At 68.2% G+C, this 25,698-nt stretch carries 22 protein-coding genes and 1 pseudogene; 10 read left to right on the forward strand and 13 right to left on the reverse strand.

The window, feature by feature from the left end; translation table 11 throughout:
* Window positions 1-413 precede the first annotated feature (413 nt).
* The 8 genes from egtB (at window position 414) to ACFOWB_RS11770 (ending at window position 8,451) form a co-directional block, all read left to right on the forward strand.
* The gene (egtB, locus tag ACFOWB_RS11735) at window positions 414-1,691 is read left to right on the forward strand and encodes an ergothioneine biosynthesis protein EgtB (protein ID WP_261402432.1); all 1,278 of its coding nucleotides are present in this window, start codon (window positions 414-416) and stop codon (window positions 1,689-1,691) included.
* Complete coding sequence (gene egtD, locus ACFOWB_RS11740; RefSeq protein ID WP_261402433.1) at window positions 1,691-2,641, forward strand: L-histidine N(alpha)-methyltransferase; 951 nt, start codon at window positions 1,691-1,693, stop codon at window positions 2,639-2,641. The genes egtB and egtD overlap by 1 nt, the downstream gene beginning before the upstream one ends.
* 115 nt (window positions 2,642-2,756) lie before the next feature.
* A complete protein-coding gene (locus ACFOWB_RS11745) occupies window positions 2,757-3,176 on the forward strand; it encodes a hypothetical protein (RefSeq protein ID WP_378147436.1) in 420 nt (139 codons plus the stop codon).
* 76 nt (window positions 3,177-3,252) lie between these two features.
* Window positions 3,253-4,203 (forward strand): ArgK/MeaB family GTPase, encoded by a 951-nt coding sequence (locus tag ACFOWB_RS11750; protein ID WP_378147438.1) that lies wholly within the window; start codon window positions 3,253-3,255, stop codon window positions 4,201-4,203.
* A gap of 147 nt (window positions 4,204-4,350) precedes the next feature.
* Window positions 4,351-5,754: a cell wall hydrolase gene (locus ACFOWB_RS11755; RefSeq protein ID WP_378147440.1), complete on the forward strand. Its 1,404-nt coding sequence runs from the start codon at window positions 4,351-4,353 to the stop codon at window positions 5,752-5,754.
* Between the two features lie 105 nt (window positions 5,755-5,859).
* Window positions 5,860-6,885: a P1 family peptidase gene (locus ACFOWB_RS11760; protein WP_378147442.1), complete on the forward strand. Its 1,026-nt coding sequence runs from the start codon at window positions 5,860-5,862 to the stop codon at window positions 6,883-6,885.
* 54 nt (window positions 6,886-6,939) lie between these two features.
* Window positions 6,940-7,797 carry a glutamate racemase gene (gene murI / locus ACFOWB_RS11765; protein WP_378148805.1) on the forward strand — a complete coding sequence of 286 codons (858 nt, stop codon included), beginning with the start codon at window positions 6,940-6,942 and terminating at the stop codon, window positions 7,795-7,797.
* 117 nt (window positions 7,798-7,914) lie between these two features.
* Window positions 7,915-8,451 (forward strand): GNAT family N-acetyltransferase, encoded by a 537-nt coding sequence (locus ACFOWB_RS11770; protein ID WP_261402434.1) that lies wholly within the window; start codon window positions 7,915-7,917, stop codon window positions 8,449-8,451.
* Window positions 8,452-8,512: 61 nt separating this feature from the next.
* Here the strand turns inward: ACFOWB_RS11770 and metH are convergent.
* The 6 genes and pseudogenes from metH to ettA all read right to left on the reverse strand — a co-directional run bounded on the left by metH (window position 8,513) and on the right by ettA (window position 17,401).
* Window positions 8,513-12,299 (reverse strand): annotated as a pseudogene (metH, locus tag ACFOWB_RS11775) (methionine synthase).
* Between the two features lie 26 nt (window positions 12,300-12,325).
* Window positions 12,326-13,237, reverse strand: a complete 912-nt coding sequence (gene metF / locus ACFOWB_RS11780) for a methylenetetrahydrofolate reductase [NAD(P)H] (RefSeq protein WP_261405819.1) — start codon at window positions 13,235-13,237, stop codon at window positions 12,326-12,328.
* The gene (locus ACFOWB_RS11785) at window positions 13,237-14,259 is read right to left on the reverse strand and encodes an ArsR/SmtB family transcription factor (RefSeq protein WP_378147446.1); all 1,023 of its coding nucleotides are present in this window, start codon (window positions 14,257-14,259) and stop codon (window positions 13,237-13,239) included. The genes metF and ACFOWB_RS11785 overlap by 1 nt, the downstream gene beginning before the upstream one ends.
* Before the next feature lie 52 nt (window positions 14,260-14,311).
* The gene (locus ACFOWB_RS11790) at window positions 14,312-14,908 is read right to left on the reverse strand and encodes an MOSC domain-containing protein (RefSeq protein ID WP_378147448.1); all 597 of its coding nucleotides are present in this window, start codon (window positions 14,906-14,908) and stop codon (window positions 14,312-14,314) included.
* Window positions 14,909-14,917: 9 nt separating this feature from the next.
* Window positions 14,918-15,700: a trans-aconitate 2-methyltransferase gene (gene tam, locus ACFOWB_RS11795; protein ID WP_261402436.1), complete on the reverse strand. Its 783-nt coding sequence runs from the start codon at window positions 15,698-15,700 to the stop codon at window positions 14,918-14,920.
* Window positions 15,701-15,748: 48 nt separating this feature from the next.
* Window positions 15,749-17,401 carry an energy-dependent translational throttle protein EttA gene (gene ettA / locus ACFOWB_RS11800; RefSeq protein ID WP_378147451.1) on the reverse strand — a complete coding sequence of 551 codons (1,653 nt, stop codon included), beginning with the start codon at window positions 17,399-17,401 and terminating at the stop codon, window positions 15,749-15,751.
* 209 nt (window positions 17,402-17,610) lie between these two features.
* Here ettA and ACFOWB_RS11805 point away from each other — a divergent pair, with 209 nt between their 5' ends.
* Entirely contained in the window at window positions 17,611-18,345 is a 735-nt protein-coding gene (locus ACFOWB_RS11805) for a cytochrome c biogenesis CcdA family protein (protein WP_378147453.1), read from the forward strand.
* A gap of 120 nt (window positions 18,346-18,465) precedes the next feature.
* On the opposite strand, the gene ACFOWB_RS11810 is transcribed toward ACFOWB_RS11805, so the two are convergent.
* From ACFOWB_RS11810 to ACFOWB_RS11840, 7 genes are all read right to left on the reverse strand, one after another.
* Window positions 18,466-18,984, reverse strand: a complete 519-nt coding sequence (locus ACFOWB_RS11810) for a YcxB family protein (RefSeq protein WP_378147455.1) — start codon at window positions 18,982-18,984, stop codon at window positions 18,466-18,468.
* A gap of 80 nt (window positions 18,985-19,064) precedes the next feature.
* A complete protein-coding gene (locus tag ACFOWB_RS11815) occupies window positions 19,065-20,165 on the reverse strand; it encodes a branched-chain amino acid ABC transporter substrate-binding protein (protein WP_378147457.1) in 1,101 nt (366 codons plus the stop codon).
* A gap of 87 nt (window positions 20,166-20,252) precedes the next feature.
* On the reverse strand, window positions 20,253-20,603 hold the full coding sequence (locus ACFOWB_RS11820) for a DUF6867 family protein (protein ID WP_261402438.1): 351 nt from the start codon (window positions 20,601-20,603) through the stop codon (window positions 20,253-20,255).
* Between the two features lie 154 nt (window positions 20,604-20,757).
* Window positions 20,758-21,477 (reverse strand): ABC transporter ATP-binding protein, encoded by a 720-nt coding sequence (locus tag ACFOWB_RS11825; protein ID WP_261402439.1) that lies wholly within the window; start codon window positions 21,475-21,477, stop codon window positions 20,758-20,760.
* Window positions 21,474-22,349, reverse strand: a complete 876-nt coding sequence (locus ACFOWB_RS11830; protein WP_261402440.1) for an ABC transporter ATP-binding protein — start codon at window positions 22,347-22,349, stop codon at window positions 21,474-21,476. The genes ACFOWB_RS11825 and ACFOWB_RS11830 overlap by 4 nt, the downstream gene beginning before the upstream one ends.
* Window positions 22,346-23,647: a high-affinity branched-chain amino acid ABC transporter permease LivM gene (gene livM, locus ACFOWB_RS11835; protein ID WP_261402441.1), complete on the reverse strand. Its 1,302-nt coding sequence runs from the start codon at window positions 23,645-23,647 to the stop codon at window positions 22,346-22,348. Before livM ends, ACFOWB_RS11830 begins: the two co-directional genes overlap by 4 nt.
* A 7-nt stretch (window positions 23,648-23,654) precedes the next feature.
* Window positions 23,655-24,569, reverse strand: a complete 915-nt coding sequence (locus ACFOWB_RS11840) for an ABC transporter permease subunit (RefSeq protein ID WP_378147461.1) — start codon at window positions 24,567-24,569, stop codon at window positions 23,655-23,657.
* Window positions 24,570-24,865: 296 nt separating this feature from the next.
* Here ACFOWB_RS11840 and ACFOWB_RS11845 point away from each other — a divergent pair, with 296 nt between their 5' ends.
* Window positions 24,866-25,675 carry a penicillin-binding transpeptidase domain-containing protein gene (locus ACFOWB_RS11845; RefSeq protein ID WP_261402442.1) on the forward strand — a complete coding sequence of 270 codons (810 nt, stop codon included), beginning with the start codon at window positions 24,866-24,868 and terminating at the stop codon, window positions 25,673-25,675.
* Window positions 25,676-25,698 lie beyond the last annotated feature (23 nt).

Here is a 25,698-nt window from a genome sequence, read left to right on the forward strand (position 1 = left end):
GTGACGAGCCCCCCCCTCTTCCTCTTCCCCTCCTTAGCGGTCCTTATGCTGAGGAGCCTGCGTAAGCAGGCGTCTCGAAGCACGCAGTTGGCCTGTGCAGGGCATGCCGTCCACGAGCGGAACTGCGTCCTTCGAGATGGCCTTTCGGGCCTCCTCAGGATGAGGAGCGCGTGAGGCCGGGACAGCCGATTTTTCGATCTCTTCCGTCTGGATCACCTGTATTTCTTGCACCAACGGCATCGCCGCGTTGCGCCCCTGCGCCATCGGCGACGGAACGAACCGTCGCGCCCCCGGTTGTGCGCCAGACGGCGGCCTTTTCGGCCGCCTCCCAAGCTCATCGAGTTGAGCGCGTAACGTGGCCGCCGCCCGGGACGTATCTCAGCCGAACAGGCGAGAAGGAGCGCTCTCCCCTCATGGCCGCACATCCGCTTCGCAAAGCCGTCGCACCGCACGTCGACGCGCTTGGGCTCTACGCCCGCGTTCGCGCCGAGAGCGAGGCGCTCGCCGCGCCGCTCTCCGACGCAGACGCCACCGTGCAGTCCATGCCGGACGCGAGCCCCGCCAAATGGCATCTCGCACATACGACGTGGTTCTTCGAGACCATGGCGTTGAAGCCCAACGTCCCGGAATACCGGGTCTTCGACGAGACCTACAACTTCCTGTTCAACTCCTACTACGAGAGCGTCGGCGATCGGCAGCCGCGCCCGCGACGGGGCATGATCACGCGGCCCTCGCTCGACGAAATCCTGGCCTATCGCGCTCATGTCGACGCCGCTATGGAGCAGCTGATCGATTCCGGGCTACAGCGTCCGCTCGCGGACCTCATCGAGCTCGGCCTTCATCACGAGCAGCAGCATCAGGAGCTGCTCCTCACCGACATCCTACACCTGTTCGCCCAGAACCCGCTGAAGCCGGCCTATCGCGATCCGGCGCCGCTTCCCGTCGTGGAGACGCCGCGCGAGACAGCCTATGTTCCGTTCGACGGTGGGATCATCGAGATCGGCCATGGCGGCGAAGGCTTCGCTTATGACTGCGAGGGGCCGCGCCATCAGACGCTGATCCGCCCGTTCCGGCTCGCCGATCGCTGCGTCACCAATGCGGAGTGGCTCGAGTTCATGGCCGACGGCGGCTATCGCGACCCGCTGCTCTGGCTCTCCGACGGCTGGGCGCAGATCCTCGAGCACCGTTGGGCCGCGCCGCTCTATTGGGAGGAGCGCGATGGGGAGTGGGGCTCGATGACGCTCCGCGGTTTCCAGCCGATCGACCCGAACGCGCCGGTCGCTCACGTCAGCTACTTTGAGGCTGACGCGTTCGCCAGTTGGGCGGGCAAGCGCCTGCCGACTGAAGCGGAGTGGGAACACGCTTCATTAACCATAGATATGGACGGCGTTTTCGCCGACGGCGGCGCCGGCCGACTGCGGCCGGCGCCTGCGAAGGCCGGAACCGGCCTCCGCCAAATGTTCGGCGACGTCTGGGAGTGGACCCAAAGCCCGTTCACGCCCTATCCGGGCTTCCGCGCGGCGGAAGGCGCGGTGGGCGAGTACAATGGCAAGTTCATGTGCGGCCAGTTCGTGCTGCGCGGCGGCTCCTGCGCGACGCCGACGGGGCATGTGAGGCCCACCTACCGAAACTTCTTCCAGCCCGACAAACGCTGGCAATTCTCTGGCCTGCGCCTGGCGGAGGACGCCTAATGCTCGAGCGTGTCGATTTCCGCGCCGCCCAGCGCGAGGCCTTCCGCTCCGACGTCGCCGCGGGGCTTTCGGCTCCGCGAAAGACGCTGCCGAGCCGCTGGCTTTACGACGACCGCGGCTCCGAACTCTTTGAAGAGATCACGCGGCTCCCGGAATATTATCCGACCCGCACCGAGACCGGCATTCTCCGGGACAACGCGGCGGACATCGCCGACTTCTGCGGCTCGCGAGCGGTGCTGATCGAATACGGCGCCGGCGCGGGCGTGAAGACCGAGATCCTGCTCGGCGCGCTGGATAATCCGGCGCTCTATGTGCCGGTCGACATCGCGGGCGACTTTCTCGTCGACGCCGCCAACCGCATCGAACAGCGGTTCCCCTACATCGAGATCCGCCCCGTGGTGGCTGATTTCACCGCGGATTTCGACCTTCCGGCAGATCTGCCGAAGCTGCCGCCGCGCGTCGCCTTCTTCCCGGGCTCGACCATCGGAAACCTCGCAAAGCCGGACGCGGTCGAGTTTTTGGCGCGCGCCCGCGCCCATGTGGGTCCAGGCGGTCGGATGGTGATCGGCGTCGACCTGCGCAAGGACATCGGCACATTGATCCGCGCTTACGACGATGCGGCGGGCGTCACCGCGGCGTTCAATCTCAACCTTCTGGAGCGTATCAACCGCGAGCTCGGCGGCGATTTCGACCTAACCCGCTTCGCCCATGAGGCGCGCTGGAACGCGAGAAAGTCCGCGATTGAGATGCATCTCGTCAGCCTCAGCGAACAGGACGTCGAGGTGGATGGTCAGAAGATCCGCTTCGCCGAGGGCGAGACCATCCACACCGAGGACAGCCGCAAATACGAACTCGCGGAGTTTGAGGCGTTGGCGGCCTCCGCGGGCTGGCGTCTCGCGCAGACCTGGACCGACCCGGATGGCCAGTTTGCGGTGCTCGGTCTCGCCTGACGCCGCGGCGGATCGGCGCGGCGGGGTGACTCATCCGGACCGCCCGTGCCAAACGTAAGGCGTTCGTAAGACGACAAGCGCCCGGCAGACGGCGCGACGTCCGGAGGATTATTCTATGCGTATCTCCAGCCTTCTGGCCGCGGCCATGCTTCTCGCCGCAGGCCCCGCCTTCGCGCAGGGACCCGGCGGCGACGAGCCGTCCGCGCCGTCCGATCCCGCCCAGCTCAAGCAGATCGACGACGCCTATCGCGGCCGTTGCGAGCCGAACGCGCCCAAGGAGCTGTGCTCCTGCGTGATCGCGGTCGCCGCCACCCATCTCTCCGACGCCGCCGAGCGTCAGGTGTTCTACGACTTCATGATGGGCGACGTGGACAAGGCCAAGACCGCCCGCGGCATGTTCTCGCCTCAGAAGAACATGAAGTTCAACATCGCGCTCCAGAAGGCCGACGTGATGCTGGGCGATCAGTGCGACAAGCTGAAGCCGCAGCCGAAGGAGGCCCCGGCGGGCCAGCCCGGCGGCCAGAAGCTGCCCTGACGAAAGGCGAGTTCGCGCCGCGGCGACGGACGTGGCAGAGGAGGGCGCGACCCTCCTCCGCCTGCCGGACGCCGACGTGAGCCTCAAAACCCTGACCGACCTCGAGACGTTGCGCGGCGCCGGCAAGGCGGGCCTCGCGCGCGCTCTCGCCCGGCTCGAGCGCGTCGCGCGTGAGGAGGAGGCGGCGCGGCTGCTCGACGAGGCGGACGCCAATCCGAGGGGCGAGGTGCTCGGCCTCACCGGCCCGCCCGGCGTCGGCAAGTCGACGCTCACCGGCGCGCTGGTGAAGGCGTTCCGGGACCGGGGAGAGACGGTCGGCGTTGTGGCGGTCGATCCGTCCTCGATGCGCTCGGGCGGCGCCATTCTCGGCGACCGCGCGCGCATCCCGACCGACCCTGAAGACCGTGGCGTCTTCATCCGTTCATTCGCCGCGCGGGATCGCCTCGGCGGCCTCTCGGACCTCGCCTTCGGGGCGACGGTGCTGATGCGGGCGCTCTACGACCGGGTGATCGTCGAAACGGTCGGGGTCGGCCAGTCGGAGGCCGACGTCGCGATTGTCGGCGACACCATCCTGCTCGCCGTCCAGCCGGCCTCGGGCGACGCGCTGCAGTTCATCAAGGCGGGCGTGATGGAGCTTCCGGACGTGGTGGCGGTCACGAAGTCCGACATCGGCGCGCCGGCCCGGCGCGCGCGCGACGACCTCGAGGGCGCGCTTTCGCTCGGCGGCGGCGCGCAGGATCCCGGTTGGGAGGCGCCGGTCGCCCTTGTCTCGTCGCAGACGGGCGAAGGGCTGGACGAGCTGGTGTCGCATTTGAAGCGGCACTCCGAGTTTCTGCGCGCGGAGGGACGGCTGGCGCGTCGCCGCAAGGAGCAGGCGGAGGCTCGCCTGACGGCGGCTCTCAAAGGGCGCTTCGGCACGGAGGGCGTAAGAGCCGCGAAGGCGCTGCTTTCGGATCTCACGGGCGGCCCCTTCGCGCGAGAGGCTGAAATCGCTCGTGTTCTCGGCGACAGGCTGACGGCGCGCTAGCCGTCCGATCGCGGTCCGTTGATCGCCCGTTAACTCCCCCGAAAGGTTAAGGACCGACAACCATAAGTCTGTGTCGGTTCGGTCCCGCCGACTGGCGCCGCTCTTGCGGCGCGGGCGCTCGGCGACCGCGTTGGGGTGCGTGGCGTCATGCGGGGACATGGGACGGCGGCGAGGCGACGCAAAGCGCGCCGCGGAACCTCGAAGGTCCGCCTGTTCGGCCTGATGCTCGCGGCCGCCATCACCCCGTTCTCGACCACTTCGATCGCTCGCCAGGACGCCACCAGCCTTCTGCCGGGCGCAGCGGATCTCGCGGACGCCGCCGGCGGCCGCTACCTTGCGGCCGTGCCGCGGCGGCCCGTCGATCTGGTCTCGCTCGAGACCGCCGATCTTTTCGGAGCCGGCCGCGGCCCGATGGCGCCGACCGCGCTCTTCGACGGCGGCGACGCGCTCATGGTTCTGGATCTGCCGGAGGCTGAGCCTGAGAGCCGTCCCAAGGGCGAGGGGCCGGCGCCGTTCGTCGACCGCACGCTCAAGACCGACCGCGCCCTGATCGCTCCCATACGGCCGGCCGAGCCGGCGGTGCGCCGCGCGGAGGTCGACGGGCCCGGTCCGTTCGACGCGCTGCCGAGCCTGTCGCAGGCTTTCGCGCTCGATCTCACCGGCCTGACGATGCTTCCACACGTGGACACCGCGCTGCTCGCCCGTCGCGCGCCGCTCGTCGTCGCGACCTCGCCCAAGGCGGCTCCCGTCGGCTCGACGCCGAGCGCCGGCAAGTTGCGCGACGAGACCCCGGACGAACCGCTCTCCGCCGACGCCGGCCTCACGGCCGTCCCGATGACGCCGAGAGAGGCGGGCGCGCGACACGACGGCACCACGCCTTCCGTCGCGGCGATGAACGGCGGGCGCACGCCAACCACCACGACGCCCGCAAGCGACGCGCCGCTCGCGGTCGCGGCGCTTCCCGTCACGCGCATGCTCGCCGAGCCGGCCGCGCGCGCTTCGCGCGTCGCGCTGACGCCATCGGCGAAGTCCGCCGCGCCGGAAGGCGAGACGGTGGCGATCCGCGGCGACATGGACGGCGACGGCACGATCGAAACCCGGCTGTCGCATCGCGTCCTCATGCCCGAGGCGCAACTCGCCAAAGCCGAGCAATGTCTCGCCGAGGCGATCTATTTCGAGGCGCGCGGCGAATCGAAGGAAGGCCAGTACGCAGTCGCCCAGGTGGTGATGAACCGAACGCGCTCCGGCTACTACCCGGCCGACGTCTGCGGCGTCGTCTACCAGAACGCGCACCGCCGGAACGCCTGCCAGTTCTCCTTCGCGTGCGATCGCATCCCCGATCGGGTGACCAACAAATTCGCCTGGAACATCGCGACCGCAATCGCGCGCGACGTGACGCGCAACGGCGCCTGGCTGCCCGAGGTCGGCGATTCGACCCACTATCACGCGACCTATGTGCGCCCGAACTGGATCCGCGACATGATCAAGGAAGACCGGATCGGCAGCCACATCTTCTACCGCGTCCGCTGGCGCGCGCCGATCGGCGCATGATCGAACCTCAGCCCGTGTTCCGGGCCTAAGGGCTCGGTTCTGGACGTCGGCTTCTGGTCGGCAAACGGCGTATGCCGCCGCGCGGGCGCGCCCTATGATCGAGACATGCGCGACGACCTCCGGCCCGGACCCCGCAACGCTCTGACCGACGTCCACGGCGTTCTGGTCGGCCATGCCGGCGACGCCGCGCTCGCCTCCGGATCGACCGCGATCATCTTCGCCGAGCCTGCGGTCGCCTCGGTCGACGTGCGCGGCGGCGGACCCGGCACGCGCGAGACCGACCTCCTGTCGCCGGAACGCACCGTCGAACGCATCGACGCGGTGTGTCTTTCGGGCGGCTCCGCCTTCGGCCTCGACGCGGCGGCCGGCGTGGTGGCGGCGCTCGCCGAGCAGGGCAGGGGTTTTGCGGTCGGCCCCGCCAGAGTGCCCATCGTGTCAGGCGCGATCCTGTTCGATCTAACGAATGGGGGCGACAAGGCGTGGGGCCGTTTCTCGCCCTATCGCGACCTCGGCTACACCGCCGCGATCTCCGCAGGGCGCGACGCCGCGCTCGGCTCGGTCGGGGCAGGCCTCGGCGCGCGCACAGGCTCGCTGAAGGGCGGCCTCGGCATGGCGTCCACCGCGCTCGGCTCGACCGGGCTGACGGTCGGGGCGCTCGCGGCCGTCAACGCCCTCGGCTCCGCGACAGTGGGAGACGGGCCGCATTTCTGGGCCGCTCCGTTCGAAATGGAGGGCGAGTTCGGCGGCCTCGGCTCTCCGTCGGAGACGCCGTCGTCCGCCTGGTTCGCCGACGGAAAGCCCCTCGCGGGAGCCAACACGACGATCGCGATCGTCGCGACCGACGCCGCGCTCACCAAGGCGGAGGCCCGCATGCTTGCGGTGATGGCGCAGGATGGGCTCGCGCGCGCCTTGGTGCCCTGCCACACGCCGCTCGACGGAGACACGGTGTTCGCCGTCGCCACCGGGCTCCATCCGCTCGCGGGCGACCGGGTCACCGCGCTCTCGACGCTCGGCCATGTCGCCTCGATGACGCTGGCGCGCGCGGTCGCGCGCGGCGTCTTCGAAGCCACGGCGCTCGAAATTCCGGGCGCCCAGCCCTCGTGGCGCGACCGTTTCGCCACGATTCGGTAACCATCCGGCGGTTCAATCGCTCGGAGGATTCTTGCGCGGGTGAGCAGGCTGGAGATGGGCGTCGATCTTTTCGCGGGGCTCGGCGCGGCGGCGCTTCCGCCGCTCGATCGAGCGCCCCGCATTCTCGTGTTCGACTCCGGGCTCGGCGGGCTGACCGTCTTTTCGGAACTCGCCAAGGCGCTTCCCTCCGCGAGTTTCGTCTACGCCGCCGACGACGCGGCCTTTCCCTATGGCGCGCTCGATGACCAGCGGCTCGTCGATCGTGTCGTGGCGGTGATGGAGCGCCTTGTCGCGCGAGAGGCCCCGGACCTCGTGGTCGTCGCCTGCAACACCGCCTCGACGCTCGCATTGCCGAGCCTTCGGGCGAGATTCCAGCTGACTTTCGTCGGCACCGTGCCGGCCGTGAAGCCGGCGGTCGCAGCCTCGACGTCCGGCCTCGTCTCGGTGCTGGCGACGCCCGGAACGGTCAGGCGCGAGCACACCCGCGCCATGGTCGACGCCTTCGCCAAAGGCGCGGAGGTGACGCTGGTGGGCTCGCCCAAGCTCGCCGGTTACGCCGAAGGGGAACTTCGCGGCGAGCCGGCGTCGGACGCGGACATCGCAGCCGAAATCGCGCCCTGCTTCGTCGAGCGCGAGGGCCGTCGCACCGACGCCGTGGCGCTCGCCTGCACGCATTTCCCCCTGCTGACGAAACGATTCGCGGCCGTCGCGCCCTGGCCGGTGGCGTGGATCGATCCGGCGCCCGCGATCGCACGGCGGGTGCTTGCGCTCGTGGGATCTTTGTCGCCGAAGCAGGGAGAGCCGGCGCGGGCGCTGTTCACCTCAGGCGACGCTCGGCCTTCCGGACTCTCTACGGCCCTTCGACTGCGCGGCATAGGTTGCGTTGGAAACGAAGTCTTTCCGCTAAGTTGAATCCGTCAATATTGCTGTCTTTACATCGTCACATTGTGCGAGTCTGATGACCAGATCAGACCGATCGTCTTGTCTCGCGTGTGATCGGATTGCGCGAACGAGAAAAAGGCGGCCTCCATGCTCAGCCCGCGCTACCCGACGATCATCGAAATTGGCGGACTTCTCGCCGATGTCGCCCATGACGGCTACGAAGCGGCGCTCAGCGAAGCTTTCGCCGATCCCGAGGTGATGAATACGCTCGGCGGCGTGCGGCCCCCCGAGGCGGCGCGCAGTTTCATCTCGCGCACGCGGGCGCATTGGCGCGACGCGGGCTACGGGCTGTGGTTCTTGCGCGATCTGCGCGACGGCGGTTTCGCCGGCTGGGCCGGCCTGCGGCGCTGCGAGGCCGACGGCGAACGCACGGTCGAGCTCGCTTACGCATTGACGCCGCGGCTGCGCTGCAAGGGCCACGCGACGCGCGTCGGCGAAGTCGCGCTGCAACTTGGCTTCGACAATCTCGGCCTCGGCGAGATCGTCGGTTTCACGACGCCCCAGAACGACCACTCGATCGCGGTGCTCGACCGTCTCGGCTTCGATTATGACAAGCCGTTCGAGCATGCGGGGCGGCCGCACGCGCTCTACCGGCGCACCCAGGCGATGCACCGGACGAACTGAGAAGCCGCCACGCATCTGATCTGCGCCGGCCGCGCCGACGGCGGCGAGATGACGCCGCGCTTTATTCCGCTGCGATCTTCTGGGCGCGGTTCGGATCGTAGTTCAGAACCGGCGCGAGCCATTTCTCCATGTCGGCGAGCGCGTAGCCCTTGCGGGCGGCGTAGTCCGTCACCTGGTCGCGATCGATTTTTCCGAGGCCGAAATAGCGACTCTCGGGGTGGCTGAAGTAGAGCCCCGAGACCGCCGAGCCCGGCCACATCGCGTAGCTCTCGGTCAGCGTCAGGCCGATCTTCTCCGGCGCGCCGAGGAGATCGAACAGGACGCCCTTCTCGGTGTGGTCGGGCTGCGCGGGGTAGCCAGGGGCGGGGCGGATGCCCTGATAGTCCTCCGAGATCAGCTGTTCGTTGGTGAGCGTTTCGTCGGCTGAGTAGCCCCAGTGTTCGCGCCGCACCTGCGCGTGCAGCCACTCCGCTCCCGCCTCCGCGAGACGGTCGGCGAGCGCCTTGGCGAGGATCCCGCCGTAGTCGTCGTTGGCGCGGGCGAAGCGCTGGCTCATCGCCTCCTCGCCGATGCCGGCGGTGACCGCAAAGCCCCCCACATAGTCGGGCGCGCCGGCGTCTTCCGGCGCGACGAAGTCGGAGAGCGCGAGGTTCGGGCGGTCCTTGCCGCGCGCCATCTGCTGGCGGAGGGTGTGCAGGACCGCGAGTTCCTCGCTCCGCCCCTCGTCCTTGAACAGCACGATGTCGTCGCCGCGCGCCGCCGCCGGCCAGAAGCCGATGACGGCGCGGGCCTCGACCCATTTCTCGTCCGTCATCTGGCGGAGCATCGCCTGCGCGTCCTCGAACAGGTTGCGCGCGGCCTCGCCGTATTTCTCGTCCTTCAGGATCTCCGGGTAGCGGCCCTTCAGCTCCCAGGTCTGGAAGAACGGCGTCCAGTCGATGAACTTGGCTAGCTCGCCGAGCGGGATCTCGGTCAGCACCTTGGTCCCGAGGAAGCTCGGCCGCGGCGCGACTTTCGAGACGTCGATCTGCAGCCGGTTGGCGCGCGCGGCCGCGATCGGCGCGCGGGCCTTGTCCTCCTGCGCCCGGGCGTGCTGCTCGGCGAGGCGGGCGTAGTCGGCCTGGATGTCGGCCACGTAAGCAGGCGCGCCGCCTTCCTTCGAGAGCAGCTGCGACACCACGCCGACCGCACGGCTGGCGTCGAGAACGTAGACCGCCTGCCCACGCTCGTAGGCCGGGTGGATCTTCACCGCGGTATGGATCTTGGACGTCGTCGCGCCGCCGATCAGAAGCGGAACGGCGAAGCCCTCGCGCTCGAGCTCGGACGCCACCGTCACCATCTCGTCGAGCGAGGGCGTGATCAGGCCCGACAGGCCGATGACGTCGACGTCGTGTTCACGGGCCGCGGCGATGATCTTCTGCACCGGCACCATGACGCCGAGGTCGATGACCTCGTAGTTGTTGCACTGGAGAACGACGCCGACGATGTTCTTGCCGATGTCGTGTACGTCGCCCTTGACGGTCGCCATCAGGATCTTGCCGGCGTTTGAGCGCTGGGCGCCGCCGTTGAGGCGCTTCTCCTCCTCCATGAACGGCATGAGGTAGGCGACCGCCTGCTTCATGACGCGGGCCGACTTCACCACTTGCGGCAGGAACATCTTTCCCGAGCCGAACAGATCGCCGACGACGTTCATGCCGTCCATCAGCGGGCCTTCGATGACGTGCAGCGGGCGCTCGGCGGCGGCCCGCGCTTCCTCGGTGTCAGACTCGATGAACTCGGTGATGCCGTGCACCAGCGCATGCTCGAGGCGCTTGGCGACCGGCTGGTCGCGCCATTTGGTGTCGACGACACGGGCTTCCTGCTTGCCGCCCTTGAACTTGTCGGCGGCCGCCAGCAGTCGGTCGGTCGCGTCCGGACGGCGGTTGAGCACAACGTCCTCGGCGAGGTCGCGCAGCTCCGGATCGATGTCGTCATAGACCGGCAGTGCGCCGGCGTTGACGATGCCCATGTCCATGCCGACGGCGATGGCGTGATAGAGGAACACGGAGTGCATCGCGGCGCGCACCGGCTCGTTGCCTCGGAACGCGAACGACAGGTTCGAGACGCCGCCGGAGATGTGGGCGTGCGGCAGGTTCTCGCGGATCCACTTCGTCGCCTCGATGAAGTCGACGCCGTAATTCGAGTGCTCCTCGATGCCGGTCGCGACCGCGAACACGTTCGGGTCGAACACGATGTCTTCCGGCGGGAAGCCGACCTGCTCGATGAGGATCTTGTAAGCGCGCGCGCAAATCTCGGTCTTGCGCGCGAAGGTGTCGGCCTGCCCGGTTTCGTCGAAGGCCATGACGACCACAGCCGCGCCATAGGCCCGGACCTTGCGGGCGTAATGGACGAACTGCTCCTCGCCTTCCTTGAGCGAGATCGAGTTCACGATCGGCTTGCCCTGGACGCATTTGAGGCCCGCCTCGATCACCGACCATTTGGACGAGTCGATCATCACCGGCACCCGCGCGATGTCGGGCTCGGAGGCGATGAGGTTCAGGAACTCGACCATGGCCTTCTCGGAGTCGAGAAGGCCCTCGTCCATGTTGACGTCGAGGATCTGCGCCCCGTTCTCCACCTGCTCGCGCGCCACGTCGAGCGCCGCGGCGTAGTCGCCCGCGGTGATGAGCTTCCTGAACTTTGCGGAGCCCGTGACGTTTGTGCGCTCGCCGACATTGACGAAGCGAGAGGCGGCGGAAGTCATGAAAAATCCTGCGCTTAGGCGGGGAATTTACAGTTAACGAATGGCTTCAGGCGGCGGTCAGCTCGAAGGGCTCGAGGCCCGACAGCCGCATCTTCGGCGCGATCTCGGGGAGCTTTCGCGGAGCCTTGCCCTTCACCGCCTCGGCGATCGCCGCGATGTGGTCCGGCGTCGTGCCGCAGCAGCCGCCGACGATGTTGACGAGACCCGATGAGGCGAACTCGCCCACCAGCTCGCCCATCGCCTCCGGGCTCTCGTCATAGAGGCCGAATTCGTTCGGGAGCCCTGCGTTCGGATAGGCGCAGATCAGGGTGTCGGCCACGCGCGAAAGCTCCGCGATGTGGGCGCGCATTTCCTTGGCGCCGAGCGCGCAGTTGAGCCCGAAGGAGACCGGGCGCGCATGGTTCAGCGCGTTCCAGAACGCCGTCGGCGTCTGGCCGGAGAGCGTGCGGCCCGACAGATCGGTGATGGTGCCCGAAATCATGATCGGCACGCGGATCCCGCGTTCGGCGAACAGCTCCTCGATCGCGAAGATCGCTGCCTTGGCGTTCAGCGTGTCGAAGATGGTCTCGACCAGCAGCATGTCGGAGCCGCCGTCCAGCAACCCGCGAGCGGCCTCGCCATAGGCGGTCGCGAGCTCGTCGAAGGTGACGGCGCGGAAGCCCGGATTGTTGACGTCCGGCGAGATCGAGGCGGTTCGGTTGGTCGGCCCGAGCGTGCCGGCGACGAAGCGCGGACGGCCGTCTTCCTTCGCCGCGATGTCTCCGGCCTCGCGCGCGAGTCGCGCGCCCTCGACGTTGAGCTCGTAGGCGAGCTCCTCCATGCCGTAGTCGGCCTGGGCGATCGTGGTCGAGGAGAACGTGTTGGTCTCGACGATGTCGGCGCCGGCGCGGAAATACTGCAGGTGGATGTCGCGGATCTTGTCGGGCTGGGTGAGGATCAGAAGGTCGTTGTTGCCTTTCAGATCCCGCTTCCAGTCCTTGAAGCGCTCCGCGCGAAAATCCTCCTCGGAGAACTTTTCGCGCTGGATCATCGTGCCCATGGCCCCGTCGAGCACGAGGATGCGCTCCGAGGCGAGCTTGCGGATCGTGGTTTCGACGTCGGTCATGGTTTTGGCTCCGATGGCTGGGCCGGTCACGCCGCCGCGCTGCTTTCCGCTTTCGCGGTGGGCCTGAGGCCCAGCAGATGGCAGACGGCGTAGACGAGGTCGGCCTTGTTCATCGTGTAGAAGTGAAAGTCTTTCACGCCGTGGTCGACGAGGTCGAGCACCTGCTCGGCCGCGACCGCCGCAGCGATCAGTTGGCGGGTCTGGACGTCGTTCTCAAGCCCCTCGAAGCGTTCGGCGAACCAGCCGGGCACGCTCGCGCCCGCCTTCTGCGCGAAGCTGGACGTCTGCTTGAAGTTCGAGACGGCCACGATGCCCGGCACGATCGGAACGTGGATGCCGCGCTTGCGCGCCTCGTCGACGTAGCGGAGGTAATGGCCGTTGTCGAAGAAGAACTGGGTGATGGCCCGGTTCGCGCCGGCGTCCACCTTGGCCTTCAGCGTGTCGAAGTCCGCCTCGCGGCTCGGGCTTTCGGGATGCATCTCGGGATAGGCCGAGACCGAGAGCTCGATCTCCGGCGCGCGCCTGCGGATGCCGGCCACGAGATCGGCGGTCGACTGGTAGCCGTCCGGGTGCGCCTCGAACGTCGTGCCGACGCCGCCCGCGGGGTCGCCGCGCAGCGCCACGATGTGGCGCACGCCCGCCTCGCGATAGCTGTCCACGACCGCGTCGACCTCGGCCTTGGAGGCTGAGACGCAGGTGAGATGCGCGGCCGGCGGGACGTCGGTCTCCTGCACCATGCGCGCGACGGTCGAATGGGTGCGCTCGCGGGTGGAACCGCCCGCGCCGTAGGTCACGGACATGAAGGTGGGGCCGAGCGGCGCGAGGCGCTCGACGGCGCTCCACAGCGACTTCTCCATCTCGGGCGTCTTGGGCGGGAAGAACTCGAAAGAGACGCGGATCGGCCGGCGGGTGGCGCGGGAAAGACGATCGTTCGGCATCAGGCGACCTCGAGGTTCGAGGAGGGCAGGGGATCGGACACGATGCGCGGGTCGCGCGCGGTCCAGAGCGAGACGGTGAGCTTGTCGGCCGCGCCGTCGGGCGGCGGCAGGTCGCGCCGGGCGAGCGGCTCGAGGCCCGCGGCGCGGAACCACGCCTCCATGGTCTCGGACGCAAAGCCAAGGCGGCGGTGCGCGTGGTCCTCGCGGAGCGCCTCGATGGCGTGGGGCGCGAAATCGACGACGATCAGCCGCCCGCCGGGGCGCAGCGCGCGCGCGGCCTCGCGCACCGCGCGGCCGGCGTCGTCGAGGAAGTGCAGAACTTGGTGGACGATCACGAGGTCGAAGGCGCCGATGGGGGTCGGCGGCGCGAAGATGTCGCCCTGCCGGACCTGCGCGTTGGAGACGCCGGCGCGCGAGAGCGTCGCGCGGGCAAGGGCGAGCATGTCGCGGTTGCTGTCGACGCCGATGGCGCGGCCGACACGCGGGCTGATGAGCTCCAGCATGCGGCCGGTGCCGGTGCCGAGGTCAAGCGCCGTTTCGATGCGGGCGTCGCCCACGGCCTCCAGTATCGCGGCCTCGACTGCGGCTTCAGAGACGTGAAGGCCGCGCAGGCTGTCCCAGCGGGTGGCGTTGGCGCTGAAATAGCCGTCGGCGACGCTCTGGTGGGAGGCGCGCACCTCCGCAAGACGCTCGCGGTCGCGCGAGATCGCCGGATCGTTGGGGTCGAGCCGTCCGAGCGCTACGCGGATGGCGAGGCCCGCTTCCGACTGGCCTGCGAGGCCGAAGAACGCCCAGGCGCCCTCGCGGTGGCGCTCGACGAGCCCCGCCTCGACCAGCAGCTTGAGGTGGCGCGAGATGCGCGGCTGGCTCTGGCCGAGGATCTCAGTGAGGTCGGAGACCGTCAGTTCGCCGGCGGCCAGCAGAGCGAGCACGCGCAGCCGCGTCGGCTCGCCTGCGGCCCTAAGGACCGAGAGCGCCGCCTCGAGGCCGACCGGAGCGATGGGCGCGTTCGAGAAAGACATAAACATGTCTTTATATGATCCCGCCGCGCCGGGCAACGGCGAACTCGCGCGATCAGTAAATCCACTGCTCCGGCAGATGGATCGTAACCGCGTCGCCGGGCAAGACGGGACCCGCGTGCTCGACCGAGGCCACCAGCCCACGCAGGCGCTTGGCGGCCTTGGGAAAACTGATCTCGTCGCTCGGCCGCTCAGTGTGGCGGGCGACTGCCCGGCCCGCGTGCCGGCAAGGCGCGTTCTGGCCCTCGACGACGACGGAGGCGCCGGAAGGGAAGAACATGCGCGTGCCGGCCGGCAGGAAAGACAGGCGCGCGACGCCTTCGACCACGAGATTCGCGCCGATCCAGCCGGCTTCGAGCGGCGGCAGGCCGAGCGCATAGCCGATCTCCCAGAGCTCTTCGGGCGAGACGATCGAGATCTGTCGGCCTGAGCGCATCTTTGCGCCGCGGCGATACCAAGGCTCGCGGGCGCCCGCCTCGCGTGTAAAGCCGGCGTGGCGATCGCCCGAAATGCCCTCAAGAGCGAGGTTCAGCTGCTCGACCGGCTCGGTTTCGAAGTCGTCCGTCCTAAGCGTCGAGAGCGTCCCGATGAGCTTCGCCGTCAGGCGCTTCGCCGGGTGGATCACCACATGATCGAGCAGGTCGCGCGTCATGGCTGAAACCTAGCGCCGCGTCGCCGCCACGAACAGCCGCGGGAAGCGCAGCAGCGCCTTGCCGGTGGCGCGCTCCGGATAGAAGGCGCCGAGACGCTCGGTGTAAAGCGCGAGAAAATCCTTTCGCTCGTCCGCGTCGAGCGGATCGAGGAAGGGACGCAGGCCCGTGGCCTTCAGCCACTCGCCGATGGCCTTGGTCCCGTCGAGCGGATGCAGATAGGTCGTGCGCCAGATGTCGACCGAGCTGCAGAACGGCGCGAGCAAGTCGAAATAGGCCTCTCCTGCAAGGATCTGCGTTCGCGAGGCCGCCGCGCCCGCCAGCCGCTCCGCCCAGCGCCCGTCGCGCGCCACCTCGCGCATGACGGCGTGGCTCGGCTCGGCGAGATTGTCGGGCATCTGGACCGCGAGCGCCCCGCCCGGCGCGACGCTGCGCATCAAACGCGGGAACAGCGCCTCGTGGTCCGGCAGCCATTGCAGCACGGCGTTGGCGAAGACGACGTCGGGGGCGCGTTCGGGCGACCACGTGGCGAGATCCGCCTCGACGAACGCGACGTCCGGCAACCGCTTGCGCGCGGCGGCCAGCATGTCGGGAGAGGAGTCGAGGCCCATGACCTCGGCGTTCGGGAAGCGGCGGACCAGAAGCTCGGTCGAGTTTCCCGGCCCGCAGCCGAGATCGACGACGCGGGCAGGCGCCTCGACGGGCACTCGCGCGAGAAGGTCGGCGGACGGCCGGGTGCGCTCGTCCTCGAAGCGCAGATAGGTGGCGGCGGACCAATCTTCCTTGAGGCTCATGCGGTCGCCGCCCCTCGTTGTCTGAAGCGCCAGACTAGGCGCTTCGCCTCATCGCGTGAACTGGCGGTACTTGATCCGCTTCGGCTCGACGGCGTCGGGGCCGAGGCGGCGCTTCTTGTCCTCCTCGTAGTCCTGGAAGTTGCCTTCGAACCATTCGACGTGGCTGTCGCCCTCGAAGGCCAGCATGTGGGTGGCGACGCGGTCGAGGAACATGCGGTCATGGCTGATGATCACGGCGCAGCCCGCGTAATCCTCGAGCGCCTCTTCGAGCGCACGCAGCGTCTCGACGTCGAGGTCGTTGGTCGGCTCGTCGAGCAGCAGGACGTTCGCGCCCGACTTCAGCATCTTGGCGAGATGCACGCGGTTGCGCTCGCCGCCCGAGAGGTCACCGACCTTCTTCTGCTGCGCCGCGCCCTTGAAGTTGAACGCGCCGACATAGGCTCGGCTGTTCACCTCGCGCTTGCCGAGATGGATCACCTCGGTGCCGCCGGAGATCTCCTCCCAGACGTTCTTGTTGGCGTCGAGCGCGTCGCGGCTCTGGTCGACGTAACCGAGTTGCACCGTCTCGCCGACCTTGAGGCTGCCGCCGTCCGGCTTGTCCTGGCCGGTGATCATGCGGAACAGCGTGGTCTTGCCGGCGCCGTTCGGGCCGATGACGCCGACGATCCCGCCGGGCGGCAGCTTGAAGGTGAGGTCCTCGATCAGCAGCTTGTCGCCGAACCCCTTGTTGAGGTTCTCGAAGTCCACGACGTTGGAGCCGAGGCGCTCGGCGATCGGGATGACGATCTGCGCGGTCGTCGGGCCCTGCTCGGAGGCGCGCTTGACGAGCTCGTCGTAGCGCTGGATGCGGGCCTTGTTCTTGGCCTGGCGGGCCTTCGGGCTGTTGCCCATCCACTCCTGCTCGCGCTTGAGCGTCCGCTGCAGGGATTCCTCCACGCGGCCTTCCTGGATCATGCGCTTCTGCTTCTGCACCAGCCAGGAGGAGTAGTTGCCCTCGTAGGGGATGCCGCGGCCGCGGTCGATCTCGAGGATCCAACCCGTGACGTTGTCGAGGAAGTAGCGGTCATGGGTCACGATCAGGATCGCGCCGGGGAAGTTGCGCAGGTGGTTTTCGAGCCAGTTCACCGTCTCGGCGTCGAGATGGTTGGTGGGCTCGTCGAGCAGCAGCAGATCTGGCTCGGAGAGCAGCAGCTGGCAGAGCGCGACGCGGCGCTTCTCGCCGCCCGAGAGCTTGTCGACCGTCCAGTCGTCGGGCGGGCAGCCGAGCGCGTTCATGGCCTGCTCGACCTTGCTGTCCAGGTCCCACAACCCGAGCGACTCGATGCGGTCCTGAAGCTCCGTCATCTCATCGGCGGTCTCGTCGGAGTAGTTCATCGCGAGTTCGTTGTACCGCTCGAGGATCGCGGTCTTCTCCGCCACGCCCTCCATGACGTTCCCGCGGACGTCCTTTTCCGGATTGAGCTGCGGCTCCTGCTCGAGGTAGCCGATCCTGGCGCCCTTGGCGGCCCACGCTTCGCCGGTGAACTCCTTGTCGATGCCCGCCATGATCTTGAGCAGGGTCGACTTGCCCGAGCCGTTGACGCCCAAGATGCCGATCTTGGCGTCCGGGTAGAAGGAGAGGTGAATGTTATCGAGCGTCTTCTTGGGGCCGAAGGCCTTGGAGACGCCGCTCATGTGATAGATGAATTCGCGGTTGGCCATGGGGGCGGGGCTCGCGGGGCTTTGCGCGGATCAGCGCGGAACGGAATGGGTCGCGGGCCTTCTAGCGCGGAGCCCGATCGCGCCACAAGGGGAGGGCGTATCTTCCGGGGCTGCGACCGCAGATGCTCCTCCGCGACTGATCGACGGCGCGTCATCACGTTCGCTCGCCCGAGCTTTCGCGGAAGCCGCGCGCGCTGTAGAGCCTCGTCATGATCTCGAACGTCACCCTTCCGGCGGTCTTCGGCGCGGGCGCGCTCAGCTTCCTGAGCCCCTGCGTGCTGCCGTTGGTGCCGCCTTATCTCTGCTTCCTCGCCGGCACGACGCTGGACAAGCTGACCGCCGAAACCGCGCCGCGCGCCGTCACCGGGCGCACGCTCGCCGCCGCCGCGCTGTTCGTCGCGGGTTTCGCCACCGTGTTCGTGGCGCTCGGCGCGACGGCCTCGGCGGTCGGCGGGCTGCTGCTGAAGAACGCCCCGCTGCTCGCGACGATCGCGGGACTCGCCATCATCGTGATGGGCCTGCACTTCCTCGGCGCCTTCCGAATTCCGCTGCTGATGAGGGAGGCCCGGGTCGACGTCGAAAAGCCCGTCGGGCTGTGGGGCGCATATGTGATGGGCCTCGCCTTCGCGTTCGGCTGGACGCCCTGCATCGGCCCGGTGCTCGCCGCAGTGCTTGCGGTCGCGGCGTCCGAGGAGACGGTGGCGAGCGGCGCCGGTCTGCTGGCGGTCTACGCCGCGGGCCTCGGCCTGCCGTTCCTGATTGCGGCCCTCGCCATGAGACCGTTCGTGGCGTTCCTGAAGCGCTTCAAGACCCATCTCGGCACGGTCGAGAAGGTGATGGGCGGCCTGCTCGTGCTGACCGGGATCGCGTTCCTCACCGGCTGGACCGCGACGGCCTCGTTCTGGTTGCTGGAGACGTTTCCGGGGCTCGCGACGCTGGGGTAGCGCCGCGCTTGCCCCGGACTTGATCCGGGGCCCAGAAACGCCCCGGGTCCGTGAGCTCTCAAGATGCTGTGGTTCTTTGTCCCGGATCAAGTCCGGGACAAATAGGCGGCGTTTGCGTCGCTAGACGGCCGACACGATCCCGCGGATGTCCGCGACCTGCTCATCGCTCAGCGCACGCTTGGGCAGCACCTGGTATTGGTAATCTGACAGGAAGAACACGAAGGCGTGGCGGTCCTCGCGCAGCATCGCGTAGTCGCGCCAGGCGATGCGGTTGCGCATGCTCGGCTGGACGGCCTCGTAGGCCTCCTCGTCCCAGCTCGCCGTGATCGGCTGGACGAGCAGCTTGTCCTGCTGGAAGCGCTTGCTGATCACCCGCGCGCCAAGCAAGAGCGGAACTGCGACGTCGAGGACAAGCAGCCCGACCGCCGCGAGAGCCGCAAGCTTCGGCAGGCTGTCGCGCAGTTCGGGCCAGGGCGTTCCGCCAAGGTGATAGGCGCCCGCGATCGCCGCCGTGGCGACCAGCCAGATCGCAACGAGAGCGAAGAGCTTCCGCGGCTGGCGCAGCATCGCCAGCATATGGAGGCGCAGCGCGCGGCGAAGGTCGCGCTCGGCGAGCGTGAACGTCGTCGTTCGGTTCATGGTCGGCAGGCTCATCGGCTGCGCAGCAAAAAGCCCGCCGGTCGCCCGGCGGGCTCGTTCAGCTCAGGACGATCGACTCGTCACATCTGCTCGTAGGTGCCGTTCTTGAACTCGTAGAACACGAAGCCCGCCACCGTCGGGTCGCCCTTGTCGTCGAACTTGATCGGGCCGGCGACGGTTTTGAACTCCTGCTTGTTCATCTCGGCGGTCACGGCTTCCGCTTCCGTCGACTTCGCGGCGTTCGCGGCCGCGGCCCAGATCTGGAGAGCGGCGTAGGAATAGAGCGTAAAGCCTTCCGGTTCGAACTTCTTGGCCTTCAGCTTCTTCACCACTTCGGCGGCTTCGGAGAGCTTGCGCTGGTCCGGCGGGAAGGTGAACATCGTGCCTTCGCCGCCCTTGCCCGTGATGCCCAGGAACTCGCTCGACTGCAAAGCGTCGCCGCCCATCAGGATCGCGTTCACGCCCTGGTCGCGCATCTGGCGAACGATGAGGCCGGCCTGCTGATAGTAGCCGCCGAAATACACGACTTCCGCGCCGGCCTGCTTCAGCTTCGAGACGAGCGCCGAATAATCCTTTTCGCCCGCGGCGATCGACTCGACGAGCACGGGCTTGCCGCCGCCGGCCTCGTAGACCTTGCGGGTCTCGTCCGCGAGACCCTTGCCGTAGGACGAGCGGTCATCCACGACCGCGACCTTTTTGCCCTTGTACTTCTCGAGGATCGCCTTGCCCGCGATGCCGCCCTGCTGGTCGTCGCGGCCGCAGACGCGATAGGTGGTCGGGCCGGGGCGCTTGTCGGTGTAGGCCGGGTTGGTTGAGGCCGGAGAGATCTGGATCACGCCTTCCTCGGCGTAGACCGCGGACGCCGGGATCGACGAGCCCGAGCAATAGTGGCCGATCACCACCTTGGCGCCGTCGCCGGCGATCTGGTTCGCGACGTTGACCGCCTGCTTCGGGTCGCAGGCGTCGTCGCCGACCTTCACGACCAGCTTCTCGCCGTTGACGCCGCCCGCGGCGTTGATGTCCTCGACCGCCTGCTCGACGCCGTTGCGGATCTGCTGGCCGAAGACCGCGTTCTCGCCCGTCATCGGCCCTGCGACGCCGACCGTGATGTCGGCGAAGGCCGGAGTCGAGAGGACGAGGGCGAGGCTGGCCCCTGCGATCGTTGCGAGATGTCTCTTCATGCCGATTGGTCCTTTAGGGCCGACGTGGGGAAAAGAGAGTGACGTCTTTCGCGCCATGCCCATTGTTGGCGCGTCGAAGCGGATCTGTCACGCCCCGTCGCGCTTCTCGCGCCAGCCGAACGGGCCCGCGCGCTCCAGCATCCAGCCATATTGCCGGACCATCCGGGTCGCGAGCGTCGAGCGATGCCCGGCGAGCCCGAGCGCGATCAGAATGACGAGGTCGACGAGATAGAAGTGGAGGGTCAGCAGCGAGCCTGAGAACAGCGCGAAGTGGATGAAGCGCACGGCGGCGGCGAGCGGGATCATCCAGAGCGCCGTCTTCCACATCGGCTCCCAGGCCCCCGCGATCGCGCGCCCCGCCATCCACGCCGCGCCGCCCCCGAGGATGAGCGTGACGAACACGAACTCGGCGAGGGAGATCTCCCAGATCAGGCCCATGCGCGAGGCTCCGAGGGGATGACGCGAACTGCGTGCTTCGAGACGCCGGCCAGGGGCCGGCTCCTCAGCATGAGGGAGGTCTTCGCTGCTCCGACGATCCTCATGCCGAGGAGCGCCGAAGGCGCGTCTCGAAGCATGCAGTCGGTCTCCGCTCTCACCGTCCGCCCTCCAGATAGGCCGCGCGGACCTCGGGCTTCTCCAACAGCTCCCGGCCGCCGCCCGACATGGTGATCTTGCCGTTGACCATCACATAGCCGCGATGGGCGAGCTTGAGCGCGTGATAGGCGTTTTGCTCGACGAGAAAGACGGTGAGCCCGTCCTTCTCGTTCAATTCCTTGACCACCGAAAAGATCTGCTTGGCGACGAGCGGCGCGAGGCCGAGCGAGGGCTCGTCGAGCATCAGCAGGCGAGGGCGGCTCATCAGCGCGCGGGCGATGGCGAGCATCTGCTGCTCGCCGCCCGAGAGCGTGCCGCCGCGCTGGGCCGCGCGCTCCTTCAGGCGCGGGAAGATCGCGAACATGCGCTCGAGATCCTCGTCATAATGGGCGAACTGCGTGACCGCCGCGCCCATCTTGAGGTTTTCGAGCACGCTCATGCGCGGGAAGATGCGTCGGCCTTCCGGCGACTGGGCGATCTTCAGCCGCGCGATCTCGTGCATCGGCGTGCGGGTGATGTCGCGGCCGTCATAGACGATGCGGCCGTCGCGGGCCTGGGGGCTGCCGAAGATCGTCATCATCAGAGTCGACTTCCCGGCGCCGTTCGCGCCGATCAGCGTGACGATCTCGCCTTCGCTCACCTCGACGTCGACGCCCTTGAGCGCCGCGATCGACCCGTAATAGGCGGTGACGCCTTCGAGGGAGAGGAGCGCGGTCACGCCTGCGCCCCCTCGATCTCACGCTCCACCGCCTCGACCTCCTCGTCCTCGACGCCCAGATAGGCGGCGATCACCTTCGGATCCTCGCGCACGGCCTGAGGCGTTCCGTCCGAGATCTTCTTGCCGTAGTCGAGCACGACGACGTGGTCGGAGATCTCCATGACGACGCTCATGTCGTGCTCGATCAGCAGCACCGCGACGCCGTCTTCCTTGCGGATCGAGCGCAGCAGGGCGTTGAGGTCCCCGCTCTCGCGCGGGTTGAGGCCGGCGGCCGGCTCGTCGAGGCAGAGCAGCACCGGGTCTGTGCACATGGCGCGGGCGATCTCGAGGCGTCTTTGATCGCCGTAGGGCAGGTCCGCGGCCGGGTCGTCGGCGCGGTCGATGAGGCCGATACGCTCCAGCCAGGCCTTGGCTTTCTCGATGGCGGCGGCTTCAGCCTTGTTGAAGCCGCCGAGCCCGAGCACGCCCAGCACCGTCATGCCCGACGCCTTCATCAGCGGCGCGTGCTGTGCGACGAGCAGGTTCTCGAGCGCCGTCATGCCCCCGAACAGCCGGATGTTCTGAAACGTGCGCGCGACGCCGGCGAGCCGCGAGATCTGGTGGTCGCGCAGGCGCTCCAGCAGCCAGCCACGCCCGCCCGCGCCGTTCAGCGTCAGGCGTCCGACCGTCGGCTTGTAGAAGCCCGTCACACAGTTGAACACCGTGGTCTTGCCGGCCCCGTTCGGGCCGATCAGCGCGGTGATGTCGCCGCGCTTCACGTCGAACGAGACGTCGTCGACGGCGGTCAGGCCGCCGAACCGCATGGTGAGGTGCTCGACGCGCAGCAGCGTGTCGTCGGGGAGCTTCGGCGCGTCCGCGGGGGGCGTCGTCATCCGTGGCCCTCCTGCACGAGGGAGCCGGAGATCGCCTTCTTCTCCTTCAGGAAAACCGACGGGCTGCGGGACGACACCAGTCCTCGCGGGCGCCACACCATGATCAGCACCATCACGAGGCCGAATATGATCAGGCGATAGTCCTGGAACTCGCGGAACCACTCGAAGCCGCCGATCATCAGGAGGGCCGCGACCGCGACGCCGAACTGCGAGCCCATTCCGCCGAGCACCACGATCGCGAGGATCAGCGCGCTCTCCATGAAGACGAAGCTTTCGGGGCTGATGAAGCCCTGCCGGGTGGCGAAGAACGAGCCGGCGAAGCCCGCGAACATCGCGCCGAGCGCAAACGCCGTCAGCTTGGTGTTGACCGTGTTCACGCCGAGCGAGCGGCAGGCGATCTCGTCCTCGCGCAGCGCCTCCCAGGCGCGGCCGATGGGAAGACGCCGAAGGCGGATGACGAAGTAGTTGGTGATCAGCGCGAGCGCGAGGATGAGGTAGTACATGAAGATGATGCGATGAAGCGGCGAGAACGTCAGGCCGAACGTCGCTGCGAAACCGTCGGGGCCGGTCTTGAAGTCGATGCCGAAGAAGCTCGGCTTCGGGATCCCGCCGATGCCGTTCGGCCCGCCGGTGAACCACTGCCAGTTCAGCAGGACGAGGCGGATGATCTCGCCGAAGGCGAGCGTCACGATCGCAAGATAATCGCCGCGGAGCCGCAGGACCGGGAAGCCCAGCATCACGCCCCAGAGCGCCGCCAGAATGCCGGCGAGCGGCAGACAGAGCCAGAACGAGAAGCCGAAATTCTGCGCGAGCAGCGCGTAGGAATAGGCGCCGACGGCATAGAAGGCCACGTAACCGAGGTCGAGCAGGCCTGCGAGCCCCACCACGATGTTGAGGCCCCAGCCGAGCATCACATAGGTGAGCACCAGGATGCCGAGGTCGATCTGGCCGCGGCCGACGCCCGGCAGGAACGGCAGGATGATCGCGAAGGCGACCGCCGCGGGGGCGAGGTAGCGGGCTGTCTTCGAGAGCAGCCGCTCGGTCTTCGGCGAGATCGCCGTGACCTTTTTCACCCGGCCGGGTCGCCAGATCGTGAGGTTGAGGATCAAGCGGCCGACGAAGACCAGCGCCACCGCGATCGCGACGCGCGGGCAGTGCGGCTCGAGCCCGAGGTCGCCGCCGACCTGCACGGTGACGAGGCCCATCATCGGCGCGGCGAGCCCGAGCGCGATCAGCGCCGTGACGAAGGCGTTCTTGAGAGCTTCGGGAAACGGCGAGGGGGCTGCGGCGGTCGTCATCCGCGCCTCAGACCTTCTCGACTTCCGGGCGCCCAAGCAGGCCGGAGGGCAAGAAGATCAGCACGATGATCAGGATGGAGAAGGCCGCGACGTCCTTGTACTCGACCGAGAAATAGGCCGACCAGAAGGTCTCGATGAGGCCGATCAGCAGGCCGCCGATCATGGCGCCAGGCAGCGAGCCGATGCCGCCGAGCACCGCCGCCGTGAAGGCTTTCACGCCCGCCACGAAGCCGATGTAGAAGTCCACCACGCCGTAATAGAGCAGGTACATCAGCCCTGCGACGCTCGCGAGCGCGGCGCCCATCACGAAGGTCAGCGAGATCGTCCGGTCGACGTCTACGCCCAGCAGCGCGGCCATCTTGCGGTCCTGCTCGCAGGCGCGCTGGGCGCGGCCGAGATTGGTGCGCGAGACGATCAGCGTGAACGCGACCATCAGCGCGACGGTGAGCAGCACGATGATGATCTGGACGTTCGAGATGTTGACCCCGAAGCCGTCGACCGCGCCGAACTTGTGGCCGCCGGTGACGACGGGCGGCAGCGGCTTGAAGCGGGCTCCCTGGGTCACCTGCGCGTAGTTTTGCAGGAAGATCGACATGCCGATCGCCGAGATCAGCGGCGCGAGCCGGAACGAGCCGCGCAAAGGTCGGTAGGCGACCCGTTCCACCGTCCAGCCGTAGAGCGCGGTCAGCGCCATCGCCACGAACAGCACCAGCAGCAGCGCCAGCGGCACGAAGGTGATGCCGATGGAGGTCAGCGCCAGGAAGACGATGAGGGAGAGGAACGCCCCGATCATGAACACGTCGCCATGGGCGAAATTGATCATGCCGACGATGCCGTAGACCATCGTGTAGCCGATGGCGATGAGCCCGTAGATCGAGCCGAGGGTGACGCCGTTGACGAGTTGCTGGGCGAAATACTCCATCGGCCGGCGGCGTCTCCTGTGTCGGGGGAGGGCGCCCGAACGATGGGCGCGCGCGTTCGTTAGGCAGTCTTAGCAAGGCCGTTGGCGTCCGACAACGCGTCGAGTGCGCAGGGCGGCATTCGTGAGGGAATGACGAAGGGTCGCGCGGCGCAACCTTTCCCGATCGGCGTCGAAGGGGGTACTAGGGGCGGAATGCAAGCGCCATCGGGGGCTTGAAATGAGCGCGCGTTCGAAAATTTATCGGTTTTGGCGCGCCAGCGGTCGCGCCGCGCATGGTTCGGAGGGTTTCTGATCTGATGTCGAAGGGCGTTCGACTGGGCGCATTGGCGCTGAGCGCGACGCTCGCGGCGCCCTTCGGCGTGCGCGCGGAAGGACCTGTGGATCTCGCCTCCGCGTTCGAACGCGCTTTTTCAGGATCGGAAGCCTGCGTGGTCCTGCGCGACGTCGCGCCGGGCGCGGGCGCCGCGGTCTCCGATCCGCAGACCTGCGCCCGACGGTTGCCGCCCTGCGCCACGCTCGAGGTTCCAGCGACCGTGATCGCGCTCGACCGCGGCGTGACGCCGGACGCCAACGCCCCGGTCAAGCGCAATCCCCCGCAGGAAGGCGATCCGCCCGAGGGCGTCAATCTGCGCGACGCGTCGCGCAAACAGGTGGGCTGGGTGTTCGAAGAGGTGGCGCGCCGCATCGGGCCCGAAGCCTTTACGCGGGCGCTCGCTGCGATGCGCTATGGCGACGTCGAGGCGAACGGCCGCCCGCTCGAGCGCATCGACCGCGACGCCGACGGGCAGGGTCTGTCGCTCAGCCCGATCGAACAGGTCGACTTTCTGGCCCGCCTCAAGCGCGGCGAGCTGCCGACCTCAGCCGAAAGCCAGGCGCGCGCCGCCGAGGTGCTGGCGACGGAACGAATCGGCGATGCGACCATCTCCTGGAAGAGCGGGGCGTGCGACGGCGTCGCCTGGTCGGTCGGCTGGGTCGACCGCGCGCAGAGAAGCGTGATCTTCGCCGCCGCGATGACTGGACAGCAGCGCTCCACGGAAGAGGCTTCCGAGCGCATGAAGCGTCTGATGTCGGATCTCGCGCTGATCCCGCCGCCGCAGCCGAAATAGGCGCGCTCGATTGCGGCCGCGGG

The sequence above is a fragment of the Chenggangzhangella methanolivorans genome, assembly GCF_042648545.1.
Classification (GTDB): Bacteria; Pseudomonadota; Alphaproteobacteria; order Rhizobiales; family Methylopilaceae; genus Methylopila; species Methylopila methanolivorans.